Here is a 17,964-nt window from a genome sequence, read left to right on the forward strand (position 1 = left end):
CCGATGGCGCGGATCGCTGTCACCGGGGGCACCGGCTTCGTCGGCGGCACCGTCGCCGCGGTGCTGGCCGACCGGGGCCACGACGTGGTGTGCCTGGTCCGTCGCGACCCGGGCCCGGCGTTCCCCTGGAAGACCACCCAGGTCGACACCGGCGACCGCGACTCCCTGGCCCGTGGGCTCGAGGGGTGTGACGCCGTCGCGCACCTGGCGATCATGAACGACTTCCACGGGATGTACGCCGACCGCCGAGCCGCCCACGACGGCTACGTGGGGCTCACCCGGCGGGTCGTCGACGCCGCCAACCTGACCGGCACCCGGGTCGGCTACGTCTCGACCGACTGGGTCTTCGACGGCACCGGCCATCTGGTTCCCGAGGACGAGCCGCCCAACCCGGTCAACCTCTACGGCTTCCTCAAGGCGGCCTCCGAGCTGGTCGTCCTGGAGCGGGCGCGGGCCGGCTTCGTGGCCCGGGTCGGGGGAGTGCAGGGGCTCCATCAGACCCAGCAGGAGGGGCCCCGCTCCCAGGACGTGGGGTTCGGCTACTTCGTGCTCGCGTTGGTCGATGCGCTCCGCGCGGGACGGACGTTCACGGTCTGGGAGGACCCGGCCATCAACGCGGTGGCCACGCCGATCGTGTCACCGGAGATCGGGGCGCTGCTGGGCCGGGCCGTGGACCGCGGCCTCGACGGCGTCCTCCACTTCGCCGGCGGCACCGCGGTCACCCGCCGCGAGCTGGCGCTGGCGGCCTGCGAGGTGTTCGGTCTCGACGCCGGACAGGTGAGGTTCGGCCCGCCGCCCGAGGAGGCGCGGCTGCCTGCCCCCGTGCCCTACGACACCAGCCTGTCCGGCGACGCCACGATGGCGCTGCTCGGCACCCGGACCCACACGATCCACGAGCAGCTGGCCGCGCTCCGCCGCGAGGTGGAGCAGGGCAGCCCCGTGCCGCTGAGCTAGGGGCGGACCAGGTGGATCTCGAAGCTGTAGCGACTGGCGGCGTACAGGTGCGTGGCGTACTCCACGATCCGGCCGGTGTCGTCCATGGTTTCCCGCTGCATGGTGAGCAGCGCGGCGCCCCGCGGCTCGCCCAGCAGCGTCGCCTCGGCGGAGGTGGCCGAGCGGGCGCCGACGGTCTGGGTCGCCGAGTGCAGGTGCACGCCGGCCCGGCGCAGCAGTGCGTAGAGGCCCGACCCGGCCAGGTCGTCGGCGTCGAAGTCGACGAGGTCGGCCGGGAGGTAGTTGGTCATCTTCGCGATCGGGTTCTCCCGGGCGGAGCGCAGTCGCTCGATCCGGACCACGGGGTCCTCCTCCGCGATGCGGAGCCTGTCGCCGACCTCCGCACCCGCCGACTCGATCTCGAAGGACAGCACGCTGGTGGTGGGCTGCTGCCCGCTGCCGGCCAGGTCGTCGTAGAGACTGGTGAGCTCCAGCGGGCGGCGGACCTTCGGCTGCACCACCCGGGTGCCGATGCCGCGACGGCGCACGATCAGGCCCTTGTCGACGAGGTGCTCGAACGCGCGACGCATCGTGGGCCGCGAGACCCCGAGCCGGTCGGCGAGCAGGATCTCGTTCTCGAAGTGGGTGCCCGGGGGCAGGTCGCCGCCCTCGATGGCGTGCTCCAGGTGCTGGGCGGCCTGGAACCACAGCGGCACCGGGCTGGCCCGGTCGATCTCGAACCTCTGGATGACGCGCTCGACGGGACTCTCGTGGTCGCTCACCAGGTCACTATGTCAGAACGTACGAACAGTGTGGAGGAAATGTCATGACGGGCATGTTGTCGCCGGACCGTATTGCCGGAGCGCCGATCTCCTGGGGCCTGTGCGAGGTCCCGGGCTGGGGCTACCAGCTCACCCCCGAGCGGGTGCTGGGCGAGATGCGCGACCTGGGGCTGGGCGCGACCGAGTTCGGCCCGCCCGGGTTTCTCGCGGCCGACCCGCAGGCTCGCGTCGCCCAGCTGGCCGACTTCGGGCTGCGGGCGGTCGGGGGCTTCTTCGTGGTGCTGCTGCACGAGCCCGACCACGACCCGCTGCCGGGCGTCGACGCGTTCATCGACGAGTGCCTGGCCGCCGAGGCCGGCGTCGTGGTGCTCGCCGCAGCGACCGGGCAGGAGGGCTACGACAGTCGGCCCGAGCTCGACGAGCAGGGCTGGTCGACGCTGCTGGCCAACCTCGACCGGCTGGCGGACCACGCGGCGTCGCGGGGCGTGGAGGCGGTGCTGCACCCGCACATCGGCACCATGGTCGAGAACGCGGCCGAGGTGCAGCGGGTGCTCGACGGCAGCCGGATCGGGCTGTGCGTCGACACCGGGCACCTGGCCGCCGCCGGGGCCGACCCGGTCGCCATCGCCTCGGCTCGTCCCGAGCGCGTCCGGCACGTCCACCTGAAGGACGTCGACGCGGCGCTGGCCGCCCAGGTCGCGGGCGGCACGCTGCCGTTCGGCGACGCCGTACGCCAGGGGATGTTCCGGCCGCTCGGGCAGGGCGACGTCGACATCGCGGGCATGGTGCGCACCTTGGAGGCGGCCGGCTACGACGGCTGGTACGTCCTGGAGCAGGATGTGATGTTGCCGGGCGAGCCCTCGGGGGCCGGGCCGGTGACCGACGTCCGCTCCTCGCGCGAGTTCCTGGTGGCCTGACCTACTTGGCAGGAGTGGGCTTAGATAGTATGTTAGAACAAACGTTGATCTGAGGAGCCCCCATGAGCACCATCACCCACTGGGTCGCCGGCCAGTCGTTCGCCGGCGGGTCCGACCGCACCGCCCCCGTCTTCAACCCGGCGACCGGGCAGCAGCAGGCGGAGGTGCTCCTCGGGTCGCAGGCCGATGTCGAGGCCGGCATCCAGGCGGCCTGGGACGCGTTCCCGGAGTGGTCGCAGACGTCCGTGAGCGCGCGGGCCAAGATCCTGTTCGCGTTCCGCGAGCTGGTCAACGCCAACATCGACCGGCTGGCGGAGGCGATCACCGACGAGCACGGCAAGGTGCTCTCCGACGCCAAGGGCGAGGTGCTGCGTGGCCTCGAGGTCGTGGAGTTCGCGTGCGGGATCCCGTCGCTGCTCAAGGGCGACTACTCCGACCAGGTGTCCACCGGGGTCGACAGCTTCTCCTTCCGCGAGCCGCTGGGCGTGGTCGCCGGCATCACGCCGTTCAACTTCCCGGCCATGGTGCCGATGTGGATGTTCCCGGTGGCCATCGCCTGCGGCAACACCTTCGTGCTCAAGCCCAGTGAGCGCGACCCCTCGGCCTCGCTGATCCTCGCGGAGCTGTGGAAGCAGGCCGGCCTCCCCGACGGCGTCTTCAACGTCGTCCACGGCGACAAGGTCGCGGTCGACACGATCCTCGACTCGCCGCGGGTCTCCGCGGTCTCGTTCGTCGGCTCGACTCCCATCGCGAAGTACATCCACGAGCGCGGCACCGCCAACGGCAAGCGGGTCCAGGCCCTGGGTGGTGCCAAGAACCACGCGATCATCCTCCCCGACGCCGAGGTCGACTTCGCCGCCGACCACCTGGCCGCGGCGGCCTTCGGCTCCGCGGGCGAGCGCTGCATGGCCATCTCGGCCGCGATCGCGGTCGGCTCCGCCGGCGACCGGATCGTCGAGGCCGTCAACGAGCGCGCCCAGGCCGTCAAGGTCGGCTCCGGGCGCGACGCCGGGAGCGAGATGGGCCCGGTGGTCACCAAGCAGGCCCAGGAGCGGATCCTCGGGCTGATCGACGCGGGCGAGTCGCAGGGCGGCAAGGTCACCGTGGACGGCCGCGGCTACGCCGTGTCGGGCTACGAGGACGGTTTCTGGGTCGGCCCGACCGTCATCGACCAGGTCACCACCGAGATGGACGTCTACCAGCAGGAGATCTTCGGGCCCGTGCTGTCGGTGGTCCGCAGCGACTCCGTCGACGAGGCGATCGCGCTGATCAACAGCAACCCCTACGGCAACGGCACCGCGATCTTCACCAACTCGGGCGAGGCCGCGCGCCGCTTCCAGCGGGGCGTGCACGTCGGCATGATCGGCATCAACGTGCCGGTGCCGGTGCCGATGGCGTTCTACTCCTTCGGCGGCTGGAAGGACTCCCTGTTCGGCGACAAGCACATCCACGGGCCCGAGGGCGTGAGCTTCTACACCCGCGCCAAGGTCGTCACCGCTCGCTGGCCGCACGTCAGCCACGACAGCGAGGCGAGCTTCCACTTCCCGACCGCTCGCTGAGCGGCTCGGGGTTGCGGGAGACCGACCATGACGGCGCTCGAGCTGCTCACCGTGGGCCGGGTCGGGGTCGACCTCTACCCCGAGCAGTCCGGCGTGCCGCTCAAGGACGTGCAGACGTTCGCGAAGTTCCTGGGCGGCACGGCCACCAACGTCGCGGTGGCGGCGGCGACCCTCGGGCACTCCGCGGCCGTGCTCACCAAGGTGGGCGCCGACGGGTTCGGTGACTACGTGCGCGAGGCGCTCGGCGGCTTCGGCGTCGACACGTCCTACGTCGGCACGGCGGCGGGCCTGCAGACGCCGGTGGTGTTCTGCGAGCTCGACCCGCCGGAGGACCCGCCGCTGACGTTCTACCGCTCGCCGATCGCCCCCGACCTCACCCTGATCGCCGCCGACGTGCCCTGGGACGTGATGGCGGAGGTGCCGGTGCTCTGGGTGACCGGCACGGGGGTGAGCGTGGAGCCGGCCCGCACCACCCAGCTCGAGATGCTGGCGCGCCGGGTGCGGCCCGAGCCCGGCTCGCGGCGCTGGACGATCCTCGACCTCGACTGGCGGGAGATGTTCTGGCCCTCGCCCGACGAGGCCCGAGCGGAGTACGACCTGATGCTCGACCACGTCACCGTGACCGTCGGCAACCGCGACGAGGTCGAGGTGGCGGTCGGCACCCGCGACCCCGACGAGGCGGCCGACCGGCTGCTCGCGCGGGGCGTCGAGATCGCCTTCGTGAAGATGGGTGGCGAGGGCGTGCTGGTGGCCACCCCCGACCATCGCGAGGTGGTCCGCCCGCACCGGGTCGAGGTGGTCTGCGGCCTCGGCTCGGGAGACGCCTTCGGCGGCGCGCTGGTGCACGGCCTGCTGTCCGGGTGGGACCCGGTCCGCTGCGCGGAGTACGCCAACGCGGCCGGTGCCGTGGTCGCCTCGCGGCTGGCCTGTGCCGAGGCGATGCCCACGATCGACGAGCTCGACCGGATGATCGCGACCCGAGGAGCGACGACATGACCGTGACCCGCCTCCCGGGCAGCGCCGCGGGCCCGGTGCTCGCCGACGACCGCTGGCGCCGGCTCCTCGACCAGCGCGCGGCCGAGCCGGGCGCCGTCGCCGCGGCGTACGCCGCCCGCCGCCGGCCCGACCGGATCCTCAGCGAGCGCGGCACGCTCTTCCTGGTGGCCGCCGACCACCCCGCGCGTGGTGCGCTGGCCTCGGGTGGCAACAGCATGGCGATGGCCGACCGGCGCTCCCTGCTGGCCCGGCTGGTGGAGGCACTCGCGCACCCCGACGTCGACGGCGTGCTCGGCACTCCCGACGTCGTGGAGGAGCTGCTGCTGCTCGGCGCTCTCGACGACAAGGTCGTCATCGGCTCGATGAACCGCGGCGGCCTCGACGGCGCGACCTGGACGATGGACGACCGGTTCACCGGCTACGACGCGGCGAGCATCGCGGCCAACCGCCTCGAGGGCGGCAAGATGCTGCTGCGGATCGACGACCACGACGCCGGCACGGCCGGGACGCTCGAGGGCTGTGCCGACGCGGTCAGTGCGAGCTCGCCGCGCACGGGCTGGTGGCGATGGTCGAGCCGTTGCCCTACTACCGCCAGCCCGACGGACGCCTGACGCTGCTGCGGGACACCCCGTCGCTGGCGCGGGCGATCACGGTCGCCAGCGGCCTCGGCACCACCTCGGCCCACACCTGGCTCAAGATGCCCTCCTGACGACCCGGCCGCGGTGTTCGCCGCGACGACGCTGCCCTGTGTCGTGCTCGGCGGTGTCCCGAGCCCCGACCCGGCCCGCGACCTCGCGTCGTGGGGCCAGGCGCTGACCCAGCCCACCGTCCGCGGCCTCGTCGTCGGCCGGGCCCTGCTCTACCCACCCGACGGCGACGTCCGCGGCGCCGTCGACGCCGCTGCGGCGGTGCTGCGCGCCGCCCATCCCGAGGAGACCCGATGACCCTGCACGTGCCCGCCTCCGACCCCGGCCCGGCCGGCACGGTCGTGCGGCTGACCAGCGAGGACGCCGGGTGGGCCTGGACCGGGATCGAGGTGCTCCGGCTGGCCGCCGGCGAGCCGGTGTCCGTCGAGACGGGCGACCGTGAGCTGTTCGTGCTGCCGCTCGCCGGCGGGCTGCGGGTGACCGTGAACGATGCCGCGGGCGCCGAGCTGGCGGCCTACGACCTGACCGGCCGCGACTCGGTCTTCACCCGGGTGACCGACTTCGCCTACGTCGGCCGCGACAGCGTGCTGACCCTGGTGAGCCCCGCCGGCGCCGAGGTCGCCTTGCCCTCCTCCCACTGCGAGCGGGCGCTGCCGCCGGCCTACGGCCCGGCCGAGGACGTGCCGGTCGAGGTGCGCGGCTCGGGCAACGCCACCCGCCAGGTCACCAACTTCGGCATCCCCGGGGTGTGGGACCACGCCGACAAGATCATCTGCTGCGAGCTGATCACCCCCGACGGCAACTGGTCGAGCTATCCGCCGCACAAGCACGACGTCTCCGAGCCGTGTCCCGTGGTCAACGAGGAGATCTACTACTACCGCATCGCCGGCCGCGACCAGGTGACGCCGTCGCGCGAGGGCCTCGGCTACCACCGCACCTACACCGGCCTCGAGCACGACCGCGTCGGGCTGCCCCCGCTCGACGAGACGATCGAGGTGCGCGACCACGACGTGGTGAAGGTGCCGCACGGCTACCACGGACCGTGCATCGCCGCGCCGGGCTACCCGATGTACTACCTCAACGTGATGGCCGGGCCGGCCGCCGACCGCGCGCTCGCGTTCTGCGACGACCCCACCCACGGCTGGATCCGCGAGAGCTGGGAGACCCAGGAGCTCGACCCCCGCTGCCCGGTCACCTCGGCGGCTGGCCGCACCGATGGAAAGGCAACCCGATGAGCGAGACCGTCCGGCTCACCACCGCCCAGGCGCTCGTCCGCTGGATGATGGCCCAGCGCTCGCAGCTGCTCGACGGCACCGAGGTGCCGCTGTTCGCCGGTGTGTTCGGCATCTTCGGCCACGGCAACGTGCTCGGTCTCGGCACGGCGCTCCACGCCGTGCGCGACGAGCTGCCGACCTGGCGCGGCCAGAACGAGCAGGGGATGGCCCTCGCGGCCGTCGCCTACGCCCGCGCGACCGATCGTCGCCAGGTGATGGTGGCGACCTCGTCGGTGGGGCCGGGCGCGCTCAACATGGTGACCGCCGCCGGCGTCGCCCACGCCAACCGGCTGCCGGTGCTGTTCCTTCCGGGCGACACGTTCATCGGCCGCGCGCCCGACCCGGTGCTCCAGCAGGTGGAGCACTTCGGCGACCCGACGGTCTCGGTCAACGACGCCTTCCGGCCCGTCTCGCGCTACTTCGACCGGATCACCAAGCCCGAGCAGCTGCTCAGCACGCTGCCCCAGGTCGCCCGTGTGCTCACCGACCCCGCCGACGCCGGGCCGGTCACCGTCGCGCTGCCCCAGGACGTGCAGGCCGAGGAGTACGACTTCCCGGTGGCGATGTTCGAGCCGCGGCTGCACGTCGTACCCCGGCCGCGGCCGGACCGCGACGCGCTCGCCACCGCCGCCGAGATCGTCAGCGGGGCGGAGCGGCCGCTGCTGGTGCTGGGCGGCGGGGTGCGCTACAGCGGGGCCGGCGCCGAGGCGCTGGCCTTCGCCGAGGCCCACGGGCTGCCGGTGGTCGAGACGGTCGCGGGGCGCACGCTGGTGCCGCACGACCACCCGTTGTACGGCGGCGCGCTGGGCATCATCGGCGCCTCGTCGGCCAACAACCTGGCGCTCGAGGCCGACGTCGTGGTGGCCGTGGGGACTCGCCTGCAGGACTTCACCACGTCCTCGTGGACCGGCTTCTCCGAGGGCGTCCGGATCGTCACGGTCAACGCGGCCCGCTTCGACGCGGTCAAGCACAACGCGAGTGCGGTGGTCGGCGACGCGCGCGAGACGATCCAGGAGCTCGATGATGCTCTCGGCGAGTGGCGCGCCGCGGCCGACTGGGCCGGGCGGGTCACCGAGCACAAGGCCGCCTGGGACGGACACATCGACAAGCTGCGCGCCGGCGGCGTCAGCCCCGACGGCTCCCTGACCTATGCCCAGGTCGTCGGCGTGGTCAACGACGCGAGCGGCCCCGACGACTATGTGCTGACCGCGTCCGGCGGCATGCCGGGTGAGCTGCACGGGGGCTGGCGCACGGGCAAGGTGCTCCCCGGCACCACCTCGGGCGCGACGATGGACCTGGAGTACGGCTTCTCGTGCATGGGCTACGAGGTCGTCGCGCCATGGGGCGCCGCCATCGCCCGCCGGCAGACGCACCCCGACGGCCTGGTCACCTCGATCTTCGGTGACGGGTCCTACCTGATGCTCAACTCCGAGCTCTACTCCGCGGCCTTCGCCGGCCACCCCTACGTCGCGATCGTCTGCGACAACGCCGGGTTCGCCGTGATCCACCGGCTCCAGACGGGGCAGGGCGCCGACGGCTTCAACAACATGCTCGCCGACGCCGCGGGGCCGGGGCCGACGGGAGCGTCGCGGTCGACTTCGCCGCGCACGCGCGGGCGCTCGGCTGCGAGGTCGTCGAGGTGCCCGCCGACGGCGGGCTGGACGAGCTGCGGGCGGCCTACCTGGAGGCGCGGGAGACCGCGGTCCGAGTGCAGCGGCCGGTGGTCGTCTCGTGCCGCGTCCACTACTCCTCGTGGACCGAGGCCGGCGCCTGGTGGGAGACCGGCGTGCCCGAGTACCTCTCCGGCCGGGAGAGCTACGACGACGCCAAGCAGCGCCAGGTGCGCTGGCTGTGAGCGCTGCGGGCGGTGCGGCTGGGCCTGGTCGGCTACGGCGTGGGCGGTCGGTGGTTCCACGCGCCGTTCATCCGGGCCGCCGAGGGCCTGGAGTTGGCGGGCGTGGTCACCCGCAACCCGGCACGCCGGGCCGAGGTGGCCGAGGACCTTCCGGGCGTGCCCACCTTCGACAGCCTCGGCGAGCTGATCGACGCCGGCGTCGACGCCGTCACGGTGACCACCCTCCGATGACGCGTCGCGAGCTGGTGCTCGAGGCGGTCGGCCGAGGGGTGCACGTCGTCGCGGACAAGCCCTTCGCCCCGACGCCGCGGGCGCGCGTGAGCTGGTCGACGCGGCCCGGGCGGCCGGCGTACGGCTGGCGGTCTATCACAACCGTCGCTGGGACGCGGACATCCGCACCGCCGCCGACGCTGCTGGCCTCCGGTCGGCTCGGTACGCCGTGGCGGGTGCACGCTCGGTTGGACCAGGACGACCCGGCGACCCTCGAGCGGGGTCCGGCCGCGGGCCTGCTCCGCGACCTCGGCGCCCACGTGGTCGACCAGATGCGCTGGCTGCTCGGCCCGGTCACCGCCGTCACCGCGCACCTCGACGTGGTCGAGCTGGTCGAGGGCCCGACCGACGCGGGCTTCGTCGACGCTCCAGCACGCCTCGGCGGTCGCTCCTACGTCGAGGCGAGCAAGGCCAACCACGCCACGGCAAGGAGCTGCGGTCTTCGGCAGCCGGGGAGCTATCGCGTGACGCCGTCGGACACGCAGTTCGAGGCGATCACGCGGGGCACCGCCCGGCCGACGAGCGCCGGCGACGCGTGGGGCTCGACGCCGAGGAGCGCTGGGGCGTGCTGTCCACGGAGGCGGGGAGGAGCGGATCCCGTCCCTGGCCGGCCGCTACCAGGACTACTACACGCAGTTCGCCGCTGCCTGTCGCGGCGAGGCCGAGGTCCCCGTGAGCGGCGAGGAGGGCCTGCGTACCGTCGAGGTCCTCGACGCCGCCCGGGAGAGCGCCGCCACCGGCCGGACCGTGGTGCTGGGGTAGGGATGGCCATGCTCCACCTAGCACGGTGGATTGGCGCGCCGCCCAGCCAGCATGGTGAAGCAACACGCTGAACGCTGAACCGCATGACGACCGTCGGCCTCGGCATGCCCGACCTGCCGCCTCCCGTGCTCGCGCCGCGGCGGCCCACCCGCCAGATCATGGTCGGCAAGGTGGGGGTGGGCAGCGACCACCCGATCTCGGTCCAGTCGATGACGACCACGCTGACCGCCGACGTCAACACCACGCTCCAGCAGATCGCCGAGCTGACCGCCTCGGGCTGCGACATCGTGCGGGTCGCGTGCCCGAGCGCCGACGATGCGGCGGCCCTGCCCGAGATCGCGCAGCACAGCCAGATCCCGGTGATCGCCGACATCCACTTCCAGCCGAAGTACGTGTTCGCGGCCATCGAGGCCGGCTGCGCGGCGGTCCGGGTCAACCCCGGCAACATCAAGAGGTTCGACGACCAGGTCAAGGAGATCGCCGCCGCGGCCAAGGACCACGGCACCAGCATCCGGATCGGCGTCAACGCCGGCAGCCTCGACAAGCGGCTGCTGGAGAAGTACGGCAAGGCGACGCCCGAGGCCCTGGTGGAGAGCGCGGTCTGGGAGGCCGGCCTCTTCGAGGAGCACGACTTCCACGACTTCAAGATCTCGGTCAAGCACAACGACCCGGTGGTGATGGTGCGCGCCTACGAGCTGCTGGCGGAGGCCGGCGACTGGCCGCTCCACCTCGGCGTGACCGAGGCCGGGCCGGCGTTCCAGGGCACCATCAAGTCCTCGGTTGCCTTCGGCGCGCTGCTCAGCAAGGGCATCGGCGACACCATCCGGGTGTCGCTGTCCGCGCCCCGGTCGAGGAGGTCAAGGTCGGCCTGCAGATCCTCGAGTCGCTCAACCTCCGTCCGCGACGGCTCGAGATCGTGTCGTGCCCGTCGTGCGGGCGCGCCCAGGTCGACGTCTACAAGCTCGCCGACGAGGTGACCGCGGGCCTCGACGGCCTCGAGGTCCCGCTGCGGGTCGCGGTGATGGGCTGCGTGGTCAACGGGCCGGGCGAGGCGCGGGAGGCCGACCTCGGCGTCGCGTCCGGCAACGGCAAGGGCCAGATCTTCGTCAAGGGCGAGGTCATCAAGACCGTTCCCGAGTCGAAGATCGTCGAGACGCTGATCGAGGAGGCGATGCGGATCGCCGAGGGCATGGAGGCCGTCGACGGGGCCGCCGCCGAGGTCAGCGTCTCGGGCTGAGCCCCCTGCCCGCCGGCGTACGTCGGCTGCGGCAGCCCGCGGAGGCCCGGCGCGCCTATGCTGGCCCCATGCAGCGGAGGAGCGCGGTCGAGACCGCGACGAGGGGCGGACGCTGAGCCATGTCCATCCTCGGCACCCGCAGTGACATCAGGGTCCTCGGCCGGCCCGACCTCGACGACTTCCTGGCGCTGGCCGCACGCGACCCGGTGGTCAACGTGTTCGCCGAGTACCGCGCCCGTACGACGGGCCTGGAGCCACGCTGGCTCGGGGGAGAGGTGTGGGGCCGCTACCGCGACGGCGAGCTGGCCGCCGCCTGTCATGTCGGGGCCAACCTGGTGCCGGTCGGCTGCGACCAGGACGATGCGGCGGCGTTCGCCGCGCGGGCGGTGCGCATCGGACGCACCACTGCCACGATCGTCGGGCCGGACATCGCCGTCGACGCGTTCTGGGCGGCCGTCGGCGGTCGATGGGGCCGCCCTCGCGAGATCCGGCGTCGCCAGCCCCACCTGCAGATCGCCGGTCCGCCCCTGGTCGACCCTGACCCGGAGGTCCGGCTGACCACCCGCGACGACCTCGACGAGCTCTACCCCGCGTGCGTGGCGATGTACACCGAGGAGGTCGGTGTCTCGCCCGAGATCGCCGGCGGAGCCGACCTCTACCGCACCCGAGTGCTGCAGCTGGTCAACCGGCAGTGGTCCTTCGCCCGGTTCGACCGGGGGCGGCTGGTGTTCAAGGCCGAGGTCGCGTGCGCCACGCCGAGCGCGGCGCAGGTCCAGGGGGTCTGGGTGGCCCCGGACCGACGCGGCGAGGGCCTCGCCACCCGCGGCATGGCCGCGGTGGTCGCTCATGTCCGTCGCGAGGTCGCTCCCGTCGTCTCCCTCTATGTCAACGAGTTCAACGTGCCCGCTCGCCGGGCCTACGAGCACGTCGGCTTCACCGAGTCGGCGCGGTTCGCGACGATCATGTTCTGACTCACGTGCAGGGTGGGCACCGGACCCAGGAAGTGGTTCGCTGACGCGGCGGACCCACCAGTAGCCTTGCGCCCATGATGCTGCGCATGTCCACGCTGTTCGTCCGCACCCTTCGGGAGGACCCAGCCGACGCCGAGGTGCCCAGCCACAAGCTGCTGGTGCGCGCGGGCTACATCCGTCGGGTGGCCCCGGGCCTCTACAGCTGGCTGCCGCTGGGCTACCGCGTGCTGCGCAAGATCGAGCAGGTCATCCGTGACGAGATGGACTCGATCGGCGCCCAGGAGGTCCACTTCCCGGCGCTGCTGCCCAAGGAGCCCTACGACGCCACCGGTCGCTGGACGGAGTACGGCGACGGGATCTTCCGTCTCCAGGACCGCAAGGGCGCCGACTACCTGCTCGGCCCGACCCATGAGGAGATGTTCACCCTCCTGGTGAAGGACCTCTACTCCTCCTACAAGGACCTGCCGCTGGCGATCTACCAGATCCAGACGAAGTACCGCGACGAGCCCCGGCCGCGCGCCGGCCTGCTGCGCGGCCGCGAGTTCGTCATGAAGGACTCCTACTCCTTCGATGTCGACGACGCCGGCCTGGAGGCCTCCTACCAGCGCCATCGCGACGCCTACATCCGGATCTTCGACCGCCTCGGCTTCGACTACGTCATCGTCAAGGCGACCTCGGGCGCGATGGGTGGATCGAGGTCGGAGGAGTTCCTGGCCCGGGCCGATGCGGGTGAGGACACCTACGTCCGCTGCACGGCCTGCGACTACGCCGCCAACGTGGAGGCGGTCGAGGTGCGGCCGCCCGCCGCGCTGTCCTACGACGACGCGCCGGCCGCCCACGCCGAGCAGACCCCCGACACGCCCACGATCGAGACGCTGGTCGACCACCTCAACGAGAAGTACCCCCGGGAGGACCGTCCCTGGGCGGCCGGCGACACCCTCAAGAACGTGCTGCTCGTGCTCAAGCACCCCGACGGCACCCGTGAGCCGCTGGCCATCGGGCTGCCCGGCGACCGCGAGGTCGACCAGAAGCGTCTCGAGGGCCAGCTGGAGCCGATCGAGGTCGAGGCGATGGACGAGGCGGAGTTCCGCCGGCACCCCGCGCTGGTGAAGGGCTACATCGGCCCGGGCGCGCTCGGGGCCGAGCGCGCGTCGGGCATCCGCTACCTCGTCGACCCGCGGGTCGTCACCGGCACCCGATGGGTCACCGGCGCCGACATCGACGGCTCACACGTCCTCGACCTGGTGGCCGGTCGTGACTTCACCCCCGACGGCACCATCGAGGCCGCCGAGGTGCGCGACGGCGACCCCTGCCCGGTGTGTGCCGATGGCGTGCTGCAGTCCGCCCGCGGCATCGAGATGGGGCACATCTTCCAGCTCGGCCGCAAGTACGCCGACGCGCTGGGGCTGCAGGTGCTCGACGAGAACGGCAAGCTCGTCACGGTCACCATGGGCTCCTACGGCATCGGCCCCTCGCGAGGCGTGGCGGCGATCGCCGAGAACACCCTCGACGACCTGGGCCTGTGCTGGCCCCGCGAGGTGGCGCCGGCCGACCTCCACCTGGTGGCGACGGGCAAGGAGGAGGCGGTCTATGCCGCCGCCGAGGAGCTCGCCGAGCGGCTGGCCGCCGCCGGGGTGACCGTGCTGTTCGACGACCGGCCCAAGGTGTCGCCCGGTGTGAAGTTCAAGGACGCCGAGCTGATCGGCGTACCCACGATCGTCGTGGTCGGCAAGGGCCTGGCCGACGGTGTCGTCGAGGTGAAGGACCGCCGCTCCGGTGAGCGGGAGAACGTCGCCGTCGGTGACGCCGTGAGCCACCTGGTGGCGCTGGTGCGCCGGTGACCGCTCCCGAGCGGACCCTGGGTCCGGTCGAGGCCGTCATCTTCGACTGGGGAGGCACGCTCACGCAGTGGCACGACGTCGACTTCCACGCGGAGTCGCTGGCGCTCTCCCAGGCGGTGGTCAACACCCACCACGACCGCACCGAGGTCACCGCGCGGCTGCACCGCGCGGGCGAGTTGGTCTGGGGCCGCTCGCGCGACCACCAGCAGAGCGCGACGGTGGCCGACCTGTTCGAGGAGGCGGGGCTCGACCACGACCCCGACCTGCTGCGGGCCTACTACGACTTCTGGGAGCCCCACACCCACCCCGACCCGGAGGCCGCGCCGATGCTCCAGGAGCTGCGCGCGACCGGTCTCCGCGTGGGGGTGCTGTCCAACACGATCTGGCCTCGTGCCTGGCACGACGGCTTCTTCGAGCGCGATGGGGTGCTCGGTCTGTTCGACGGCCTGGTCTACACCAGCGAGCTCCCCTGGACGAAGCCCAGCGGCCGCGCCTTCGGGGCCGCGATGGCCGCGGTGGGCGTGTCCGAGCCGGGGCGCTGCGTCTATGTCGGTGACCGGCTCTTCGACGACGTCTGGGGTGCCCAGCAGGCCGGCATGCGGGCCGTGCACATCCCTCACAGCGCCATCCCGCACGCTCAGATCGGCCATTCCGAGGGCGTTCCGGACGCGGTGGCGCACCGGCTGCGGGAGCTGCCGCGGATCGTGGCAAACTGGCGTCCCTGAGCGGGGCTCCGCGCCGCCTGCCGTCGGGTGTGGCCAGGGCTCGGGCAACTGCAACTTCCTGCAACGCAGAAACCTGCATCGCTGTTTTGATGGTGAACCTCCGCAACGTCATGCATGCTTCTGCATGTCGGTGAGAAACCGGGCTCGGGCCGGGTCTCACCAGGGAAGACCTCGCTGACGGGCCTTTCCGACCAGCAGCGGTCCGCGTGCTTGCGATCCGGGGGGGATCTCGGGACTCCCTCGGAAGGCAAGCTCGCGGACCGCTGTGATTTGTGCCCGGAGCACCGTGCCGGCGATGTGACACGGGGTGGTGACACTGCGCCCCGGCCCCGAGGCAAGTCTCCGCCGCCGCGGGCTGGCCGCTAGCCGAGCTCGGGAGCTCCGGGGAACGGCGTCGCGGCGCCACCGAGGGTCAGCTGTCGCACGGCGCTGTCCGTCAGCGCCGAGATCGCCCAGGACCGGTCGGCGTCCGTCGCCGCGGCGACCTGGGCGGCGTAGGCCTCGCTGGCGGCGGCCTCGGCCAGGACCGCGGCCCGCCGGATCTGGGCGACCGTCGAGAGCCTCGAGGGCAGGGCATAGGCCGGTGCGGGGGCCACCGGCACGGCACCGGCGTCGCGGATCAGTGCGGCGAGCTCGTCGCGACGGCCGCGGTGCTCGCCGTACGCCGCCCCGAGAGCGGCCGCCAGCGCCGGTGCCGGCCCGGCCGTGGCATCGAGTCGCCCCACCAGGGCGCCGAACACGAACACGGCGGCGTGCTCGGCCTCCAGGGTGCTCTGCAGGGCGTCGACCTCGGTCATGCTGCCGCCTCCGTGGGCGACGGGCTGGTCGAAGGGGCCGCGCCGCCGTCCCCGGTGGGCTGTGCGGGGAGGGTGGCGAGCCATTGCGCGATGCCGGCCGACATCGAGGCGAGCAGCCGCGCGACCAGCCCGTCGTCGGCGGACAGGGCGGCGGAGACCAGCTCCGCCTGCATGCCGGCCTCCCGCAGCGGGATCTCGGCGACCGTGAGCCGCGGGTCGGGCGCCTCCGGAAGCGGAGCGTCGGGCTCCTCCAGCAGCATCATCAGCTCGGACCGGTGGGCGGTGTGCAGGGCCACCAGCCGTTCGACCTCGGGGCGACGCCGCCGTCGGAGGGGCAGCGCTGCGAGCCCGGCCAGCATCCCCTCCGTCTTCTCCAGCGCCATCCGGACGCGGGTGCGGTCGCCACTCTCGAGCGGCCCCGACGCCGACGGGGACCCGGTCGAGGACCCGGTCGGCGTCGGCGTGGTGGCGGAGGGGGTGCCGCTCGGTGGGGCCGTCGAGGGGCTGGAGGGGGTGCCGGACGGACCGGGAGCCGTGCTCGTGGGCCGCCCAGCGCCGGCGCACGCGGCGAGCAGGGAGGCGAGCCCGCCGGCACCGGCCAGCAGCGTTGTCCGCCGCCCGAGCCGGTTGGCGGGCACGCCGGCCGCTCCGCACGTCGGGTCTGCCGAGGCCCGATCCGAGACGCTCCCCGCCGCGGCCCGCGGGGAGTGCTGCCGGCTCGCCATGGGCCGACCCTATCCGCGCGCGCCACGCCGTCGAGACGACCGCCGCGCCGATGCCATCGGGCTCCGAGGAGCCGCTATCGTGGTGACGACAACAGCACAGGAGGTCGCCACCGTGGGCACATCGGGCAACCCGGCCGGTCGCGACGCCACCCTCGTGGGCGTCTCCGACGAGGTGGCCTCCGTGTTGATGGCCCCGCTCGAGCAGCTGGGTCTTGATCTCGAGGCGGTCGAGCTGACGCCGGCCGGCAGCCGCCGGGTGCTGCGCATCGCCGTCGACCAGGACGGTGGCGTGACCATGGACGACGTGGCCGCCGCCACCCGCGACCTGTCCGCCGTGCTCGACGACACGGGCGTGATGGGGGAGCGGCCCTACACCCTCGAGGTCACCTCCCGTGGCGTCGACCGTCCCCTGACGCTGCCGCGACACTGGCGCCGCAACGTCGGACGGCTGGTCAAGATCACCCTCGACGACGGGGAGCGACTCACCGGCCGCGTCACCTCGGCCGACGACACGGGCGTGACCCTCGACGTCGCGGGGGCCGAGCGCCGGGCCGACCTCGCGTCGGTCACCAAGGCCCTGGTCCAGATCGAGTTCAACCGTCGCCCGGAGGAGGACGCCTGATGGACATCGACATGAGCATCCTGCGAATGCTGGAGCGCGAGAAGGAGATCTCCTTCGACGTCCTGGTGGAGGCGATCGAGCAGTCGCTGCTCACGGCCTACCACAAGACTCCCGGAGCCCAGGAGCAGGCGCGGGTCACGCTGGACCGCAAGACCGGACACGTGACCGTGCTCGCGGCCGAGGCCGACGAGGAGGGCAACGTCGTGGGGGAGTACGACGACACGCCCGAGGGCTTCGGCCGGATCGCGGCCACCACCGCGAAGCAGATCATGCTCCAGCGGCTGCGCGACGCCGAGGACGACGTCCGCTTCGGTGAGTTCTCCGGCAAGGAGGGCGACATCATCTCCGGCGTCATCCAGCAGGGCCGCAACCCCGACGACGTGCTGGTCGACCTGGGCAAGCTCGAGGGCCTGCTTCCGCTGGGTGAGCGGGTGGTCGGGGAGAACTACGACCACGGCACCCGCATCAAGTGCCTCGTGGTGTCGGTGCGCAAGGGGCTGCGCGGTCCGCAGATCACCCTGTCCCGGTCGCACCCCTCGCTGGTCAAGAAGCTGTTCGCCCTCGAGGTCCCCGAGATCGCCGACGGCACGGTCGAGATCGCGGCGATCGCCCGCGAGGCCGGGCACCGCACCAAGATCGCGGTCCGGTCCACCGTCGCCGGCGTCAACGCGAAGGGCGCCTGCATCGGACCGATGGGTCAGCGGGTGCGCAACGTGATGGCCGAGCTGCACGGCGAGAAGATCGACATCGTCGACTGGTCCGACGAGCCGGCGGAGCTGGTGGCCCATGCGCTCTCGCCGGCGCAGGTCACCTCCGTGGAGGTGCTGTCGATGGACCCGAAGGCGGCTCGGGTCGTGGTGCCCGACTTCCAGCTGTCGCTGGCGATCGGCAAGGAGGGGCAGAACGCTCGCCTGGCGGCCCGGCTCACCGGCTGGCGGATCGACATCCGCTCCGACGAGGAGCCGGTCGAGGAGCCGTCCGGGGACGCCCCCGCGGACGCCCCGGAGGCCCCCGACGAGCCGACCGCAGAGACCGCGGAGGGCTGAGTCGC

15 protein-coding genes and 4 pseudogenes are annotated in these 17,964 nt (G+C 72.8%); 16 read left to right on the forward strand and 3 right to left on the reverse strand.

The window, feature by feature from the left end:
• Nucleotides 1-3: 3 nt before the first annotated feature.
• The gene (locus R2740_RS05750) at nucleotides 4-954 is read left to right on the forward strand and encodes a sugar nucleotide-binding protein (RefSeq protein WP_371301739.1); all 951 of its coding nucleotides are present in this window, start codon (nucleotides 4-6) and stop codon (nucleotides 952-954) included.
• Here R2740_RS05750 and R2740_RS05755 read toward each other — a convergent pair.
• Complete coding sequence (locus R2740_RS05755) at nucleotides 951-1,715, reverse strand: GntR family transcriptional regulator (protein ID WP_371301740.1); 765 nt, start codon at nucleotides 1,713-1,715, stop codon at nucleotides 951-953. The genes R2740_RS05750 and R2740_RS05755 overlap by 4 nt on opposite strands.
• 44 nt (nucleotides 1,716-1,759) lie before the next feature.
• Between R2740_RS05755 and R2740_RS05760 the strand changes: the two genes are divergently transcribed.
• From R2740_RS05760 to R2740_RS05820, 13 genes and pseudogenes are all read left to right on the forward strand, one after another.
• Nucleotides 1,760-2,632, forward strand: a complete 873-nt coding sequence (locus R2740_RS05760; RefSeq protein WP_371301741.1) for a TIM barrel protein — start codon at nucleotides 1,760-1,762, stop codon at nucleotides 2,630-2,632.
• Nucleotides 2,633-2,694: 62 nt separating this feature from the next.
• A complete protein-coding gene (locus R2740_RS05765) occupies nucleotides 2,695-4,191 on the forward strand; it encodes a CoA-acylating methylmalonate-semialdehyde dehydrogenase (RefSeq protein WP_371301742.1) in 1,497 nt (498 codons plus the stop codon).
• A 27-nt stretch (nucleotides 4,192-4,218) separates the two neighbouring features.
• On the forward strand, nucleotides 4,219-5,187 hold the full coding sequence (iolC, locus tag R2740_RS05770; RefSeq protein WP_371301743.1) for a 5-dehydro-2-deoxygluconokinase: 969 nt from the start codon (nucleotides 4,219-4,221) through the stop codon (nucleotides 5,185-5,187).
• Nucleotides 5,184-6,131: pseudogene (locus R2740_RS05775) on the forward strand (hypothetical protein). The gene iolC and the pseudogene R2740_RS05775 overlap by 4 nt, the downstream one beginning before the upstream one ends.
• Complete coding sequence (iolB, locus tag R2740_RS05780; RefSeq protein ID WP_371301744.1) at nucleotides 6,128-7,069, forward strand: 5-deoxy-glucuronate isomerase; 942 nt, start codon at nucleotides 6,128-6,130, stop codon at nucleotides 7,067-7,069. The pseudogene R2740_RS05775 and the gene iolB overlap by 4 nt, the downstream one beginning before the upstream one ends.
• A pseudogene (gene iolD / locus R2740_RS05785) lies at nucleotides 7,066-8,649 on the forward strand (3D-(3,5/4)-trihydroxycyclohexane-1,2-dione acylhydrolase (decyclizing)); the annotation flags it as partial. The gene iolB and the pseudogene iolD, both read left to right, overlap by 4 nt.
• A 353-nt stretch (nucleotides 8,650-9,002) precedes the next feature.
• Complete coding sequence (locus R2740_RS05790; RefSeq protein WP_371301745.1) at nucleotides 9,003-9,194, forward strand: Gfo/Idh/MocA family oxidoreductase; 192 nt, start codon at nucleotides 9,003-9,005, stop codon at nucleotides 9,192-9,194.
• A pseudogene (locus R2740_RS05795) lies at nucleotides 9,191-9,547 on the forward strand (Gfo/Idh/MocA family oxidoreductase); the annotation flags it as partial. The gene R2740_RS05790 and the pseudogene R2740_RS05795, both read left to right, overlap by 4 nt.
• Before the next feature lie 289 nt (nucleotides 9,548-9,836).
• The gene (locus tag R2740_RS05800) at nucleotides 9,837-9,995 is read left to right on the forward strand and encodes a Gfo/Idh/MocA family oxidoreductase (RefSeq protein WP_371301986.1); all 159 of its coding nucleotides are present in this window, start codon (nucleotides 9,837-9,839) and stop codon (nucleotides 9,993-9,995) included.
• 83 nt (nucleotides 9,996-10,078) lie between these two features.
• Nucleotides 10,079-11,232, forward strand: a pseudogene (gene ispG / locus R2740_RS05805) (flavodoxin-dependent (E)-4-hydroxy-3-methylbut-2-enyl-diphosphate synthase).
• 119 nt (nucleotides 11,233-11,351) lie between these two features.
• Complete coding sequence (locus tag R2740_RS05810; RefSeq protein WP_371301746.1) at nucleotides 11,352-12,203, forward strand: GNAT family N-acetyltransferase; 852 nt, start codon at nucleotides 11,352-11,354, stop codon at nucleotides 12,201-12,203.
• A 74-nt stretch (nucleotides 12,204-12,277) separates the two neighbouring features.
• Nucleotides 12,278-14,044 (forward strand): proline--tRNA ligase, encoded by a 1,767-nt coding sequence (locus R2740_RS05815; RefSeq protein WP_371301747.1) that lies wholly within the window; start codon nucleotides 12,278-12,280, stop codon nucleotides 14,042-14,044.
• Nucleotides 14,041-14,769, forward strand: a complete 729-nt coding sequence (locus tag R2740_RS05820) for an HAD family hydrolase (protein WP_371301748.1) — start codon at nucleotides 14,041-14,043, stop codon at nucleotides 14,767-14,769. Before R2740_RS05815 ends, R2740_RS05820 begins: the two co-directional genes overlap by 4 nt.
• Before the next feature lie 362 nt (nucleotides 14,770-15,131).
• On the opposite strand, the gene R2740_RS05825 is transcribed toward R2740_RS05820, so the two are convergent.
• The gene (locus R2740_RS05825; protein ID WP_371301749.1) at nucleotides 15,132-15,566 is read right to left on the reverse strand and encodes a DUF4439 domain-containing protein; all 435 of its coding nucleotides are present in this window, start codon (nucleotides 15,564-15,566) and stop codon (nucleotides 15,132-15,134) included.
• A complete protein-coding gene (locus tag R2740_RS05830; RefSeq protein ID WP_371301750.1) occupies nucleotides 15,563-16,291 on the reverse strand; it encodes a hypothetical protein in 729 nt (242 codons plus the stop codon). The genes R2740_RS05825 and R2740_RS05830 overlap by 4 nt, the downstream gene beginning before the upstream one ends.
• Nucleotides 16,292-16,373: 82 nt before the next feature.
• Here R2740_RS05830 and rimP point away from each other — a divergent pair, with 82 nt between their 5' ends.
• Both rimP and nusA read left to right on the forward strand, forming a co-directional pair.
• Complete coding sequence (rimP, locus tag R2740_RS05835) at nucleotides 16,374-16,913, forward strand: ribosome maturation factor RimP (RefSeq protein ID WP_371301751.1); 540 nt, start codon at nucleotides 16,374-16,376, stop codon at nucleotides 16,911-16,913.
• The gene (gene nusA, locus R2740_RS05840) at nucleotides 16,913-17,959 is read left to right on the forward strand and encodes a transcription termination factor NusA (RefSeq protein WP_371301752.1); all 1,047 of its coding nucleotides are present in this window, start codon (nucleotides 16,913-16,915) and stop codon (nucleotides 17,957-17,959) included. Before rimP ends, nusA begins: the two co-directional genes overlap by 1 nt.
• Nucleotides 17,960-17,964: the final 5 nt, after the last annotated feature.

This window comes from Nocardioides sp. (assembly GCF_041393715.1).
In the GTDB taxonomy this organism is placed as follows: domain Bacteria; phylum Actinomycetota; class Actinomycetes; order Propionibacteriales; family Nocardioidaceae; genus Nocardioides.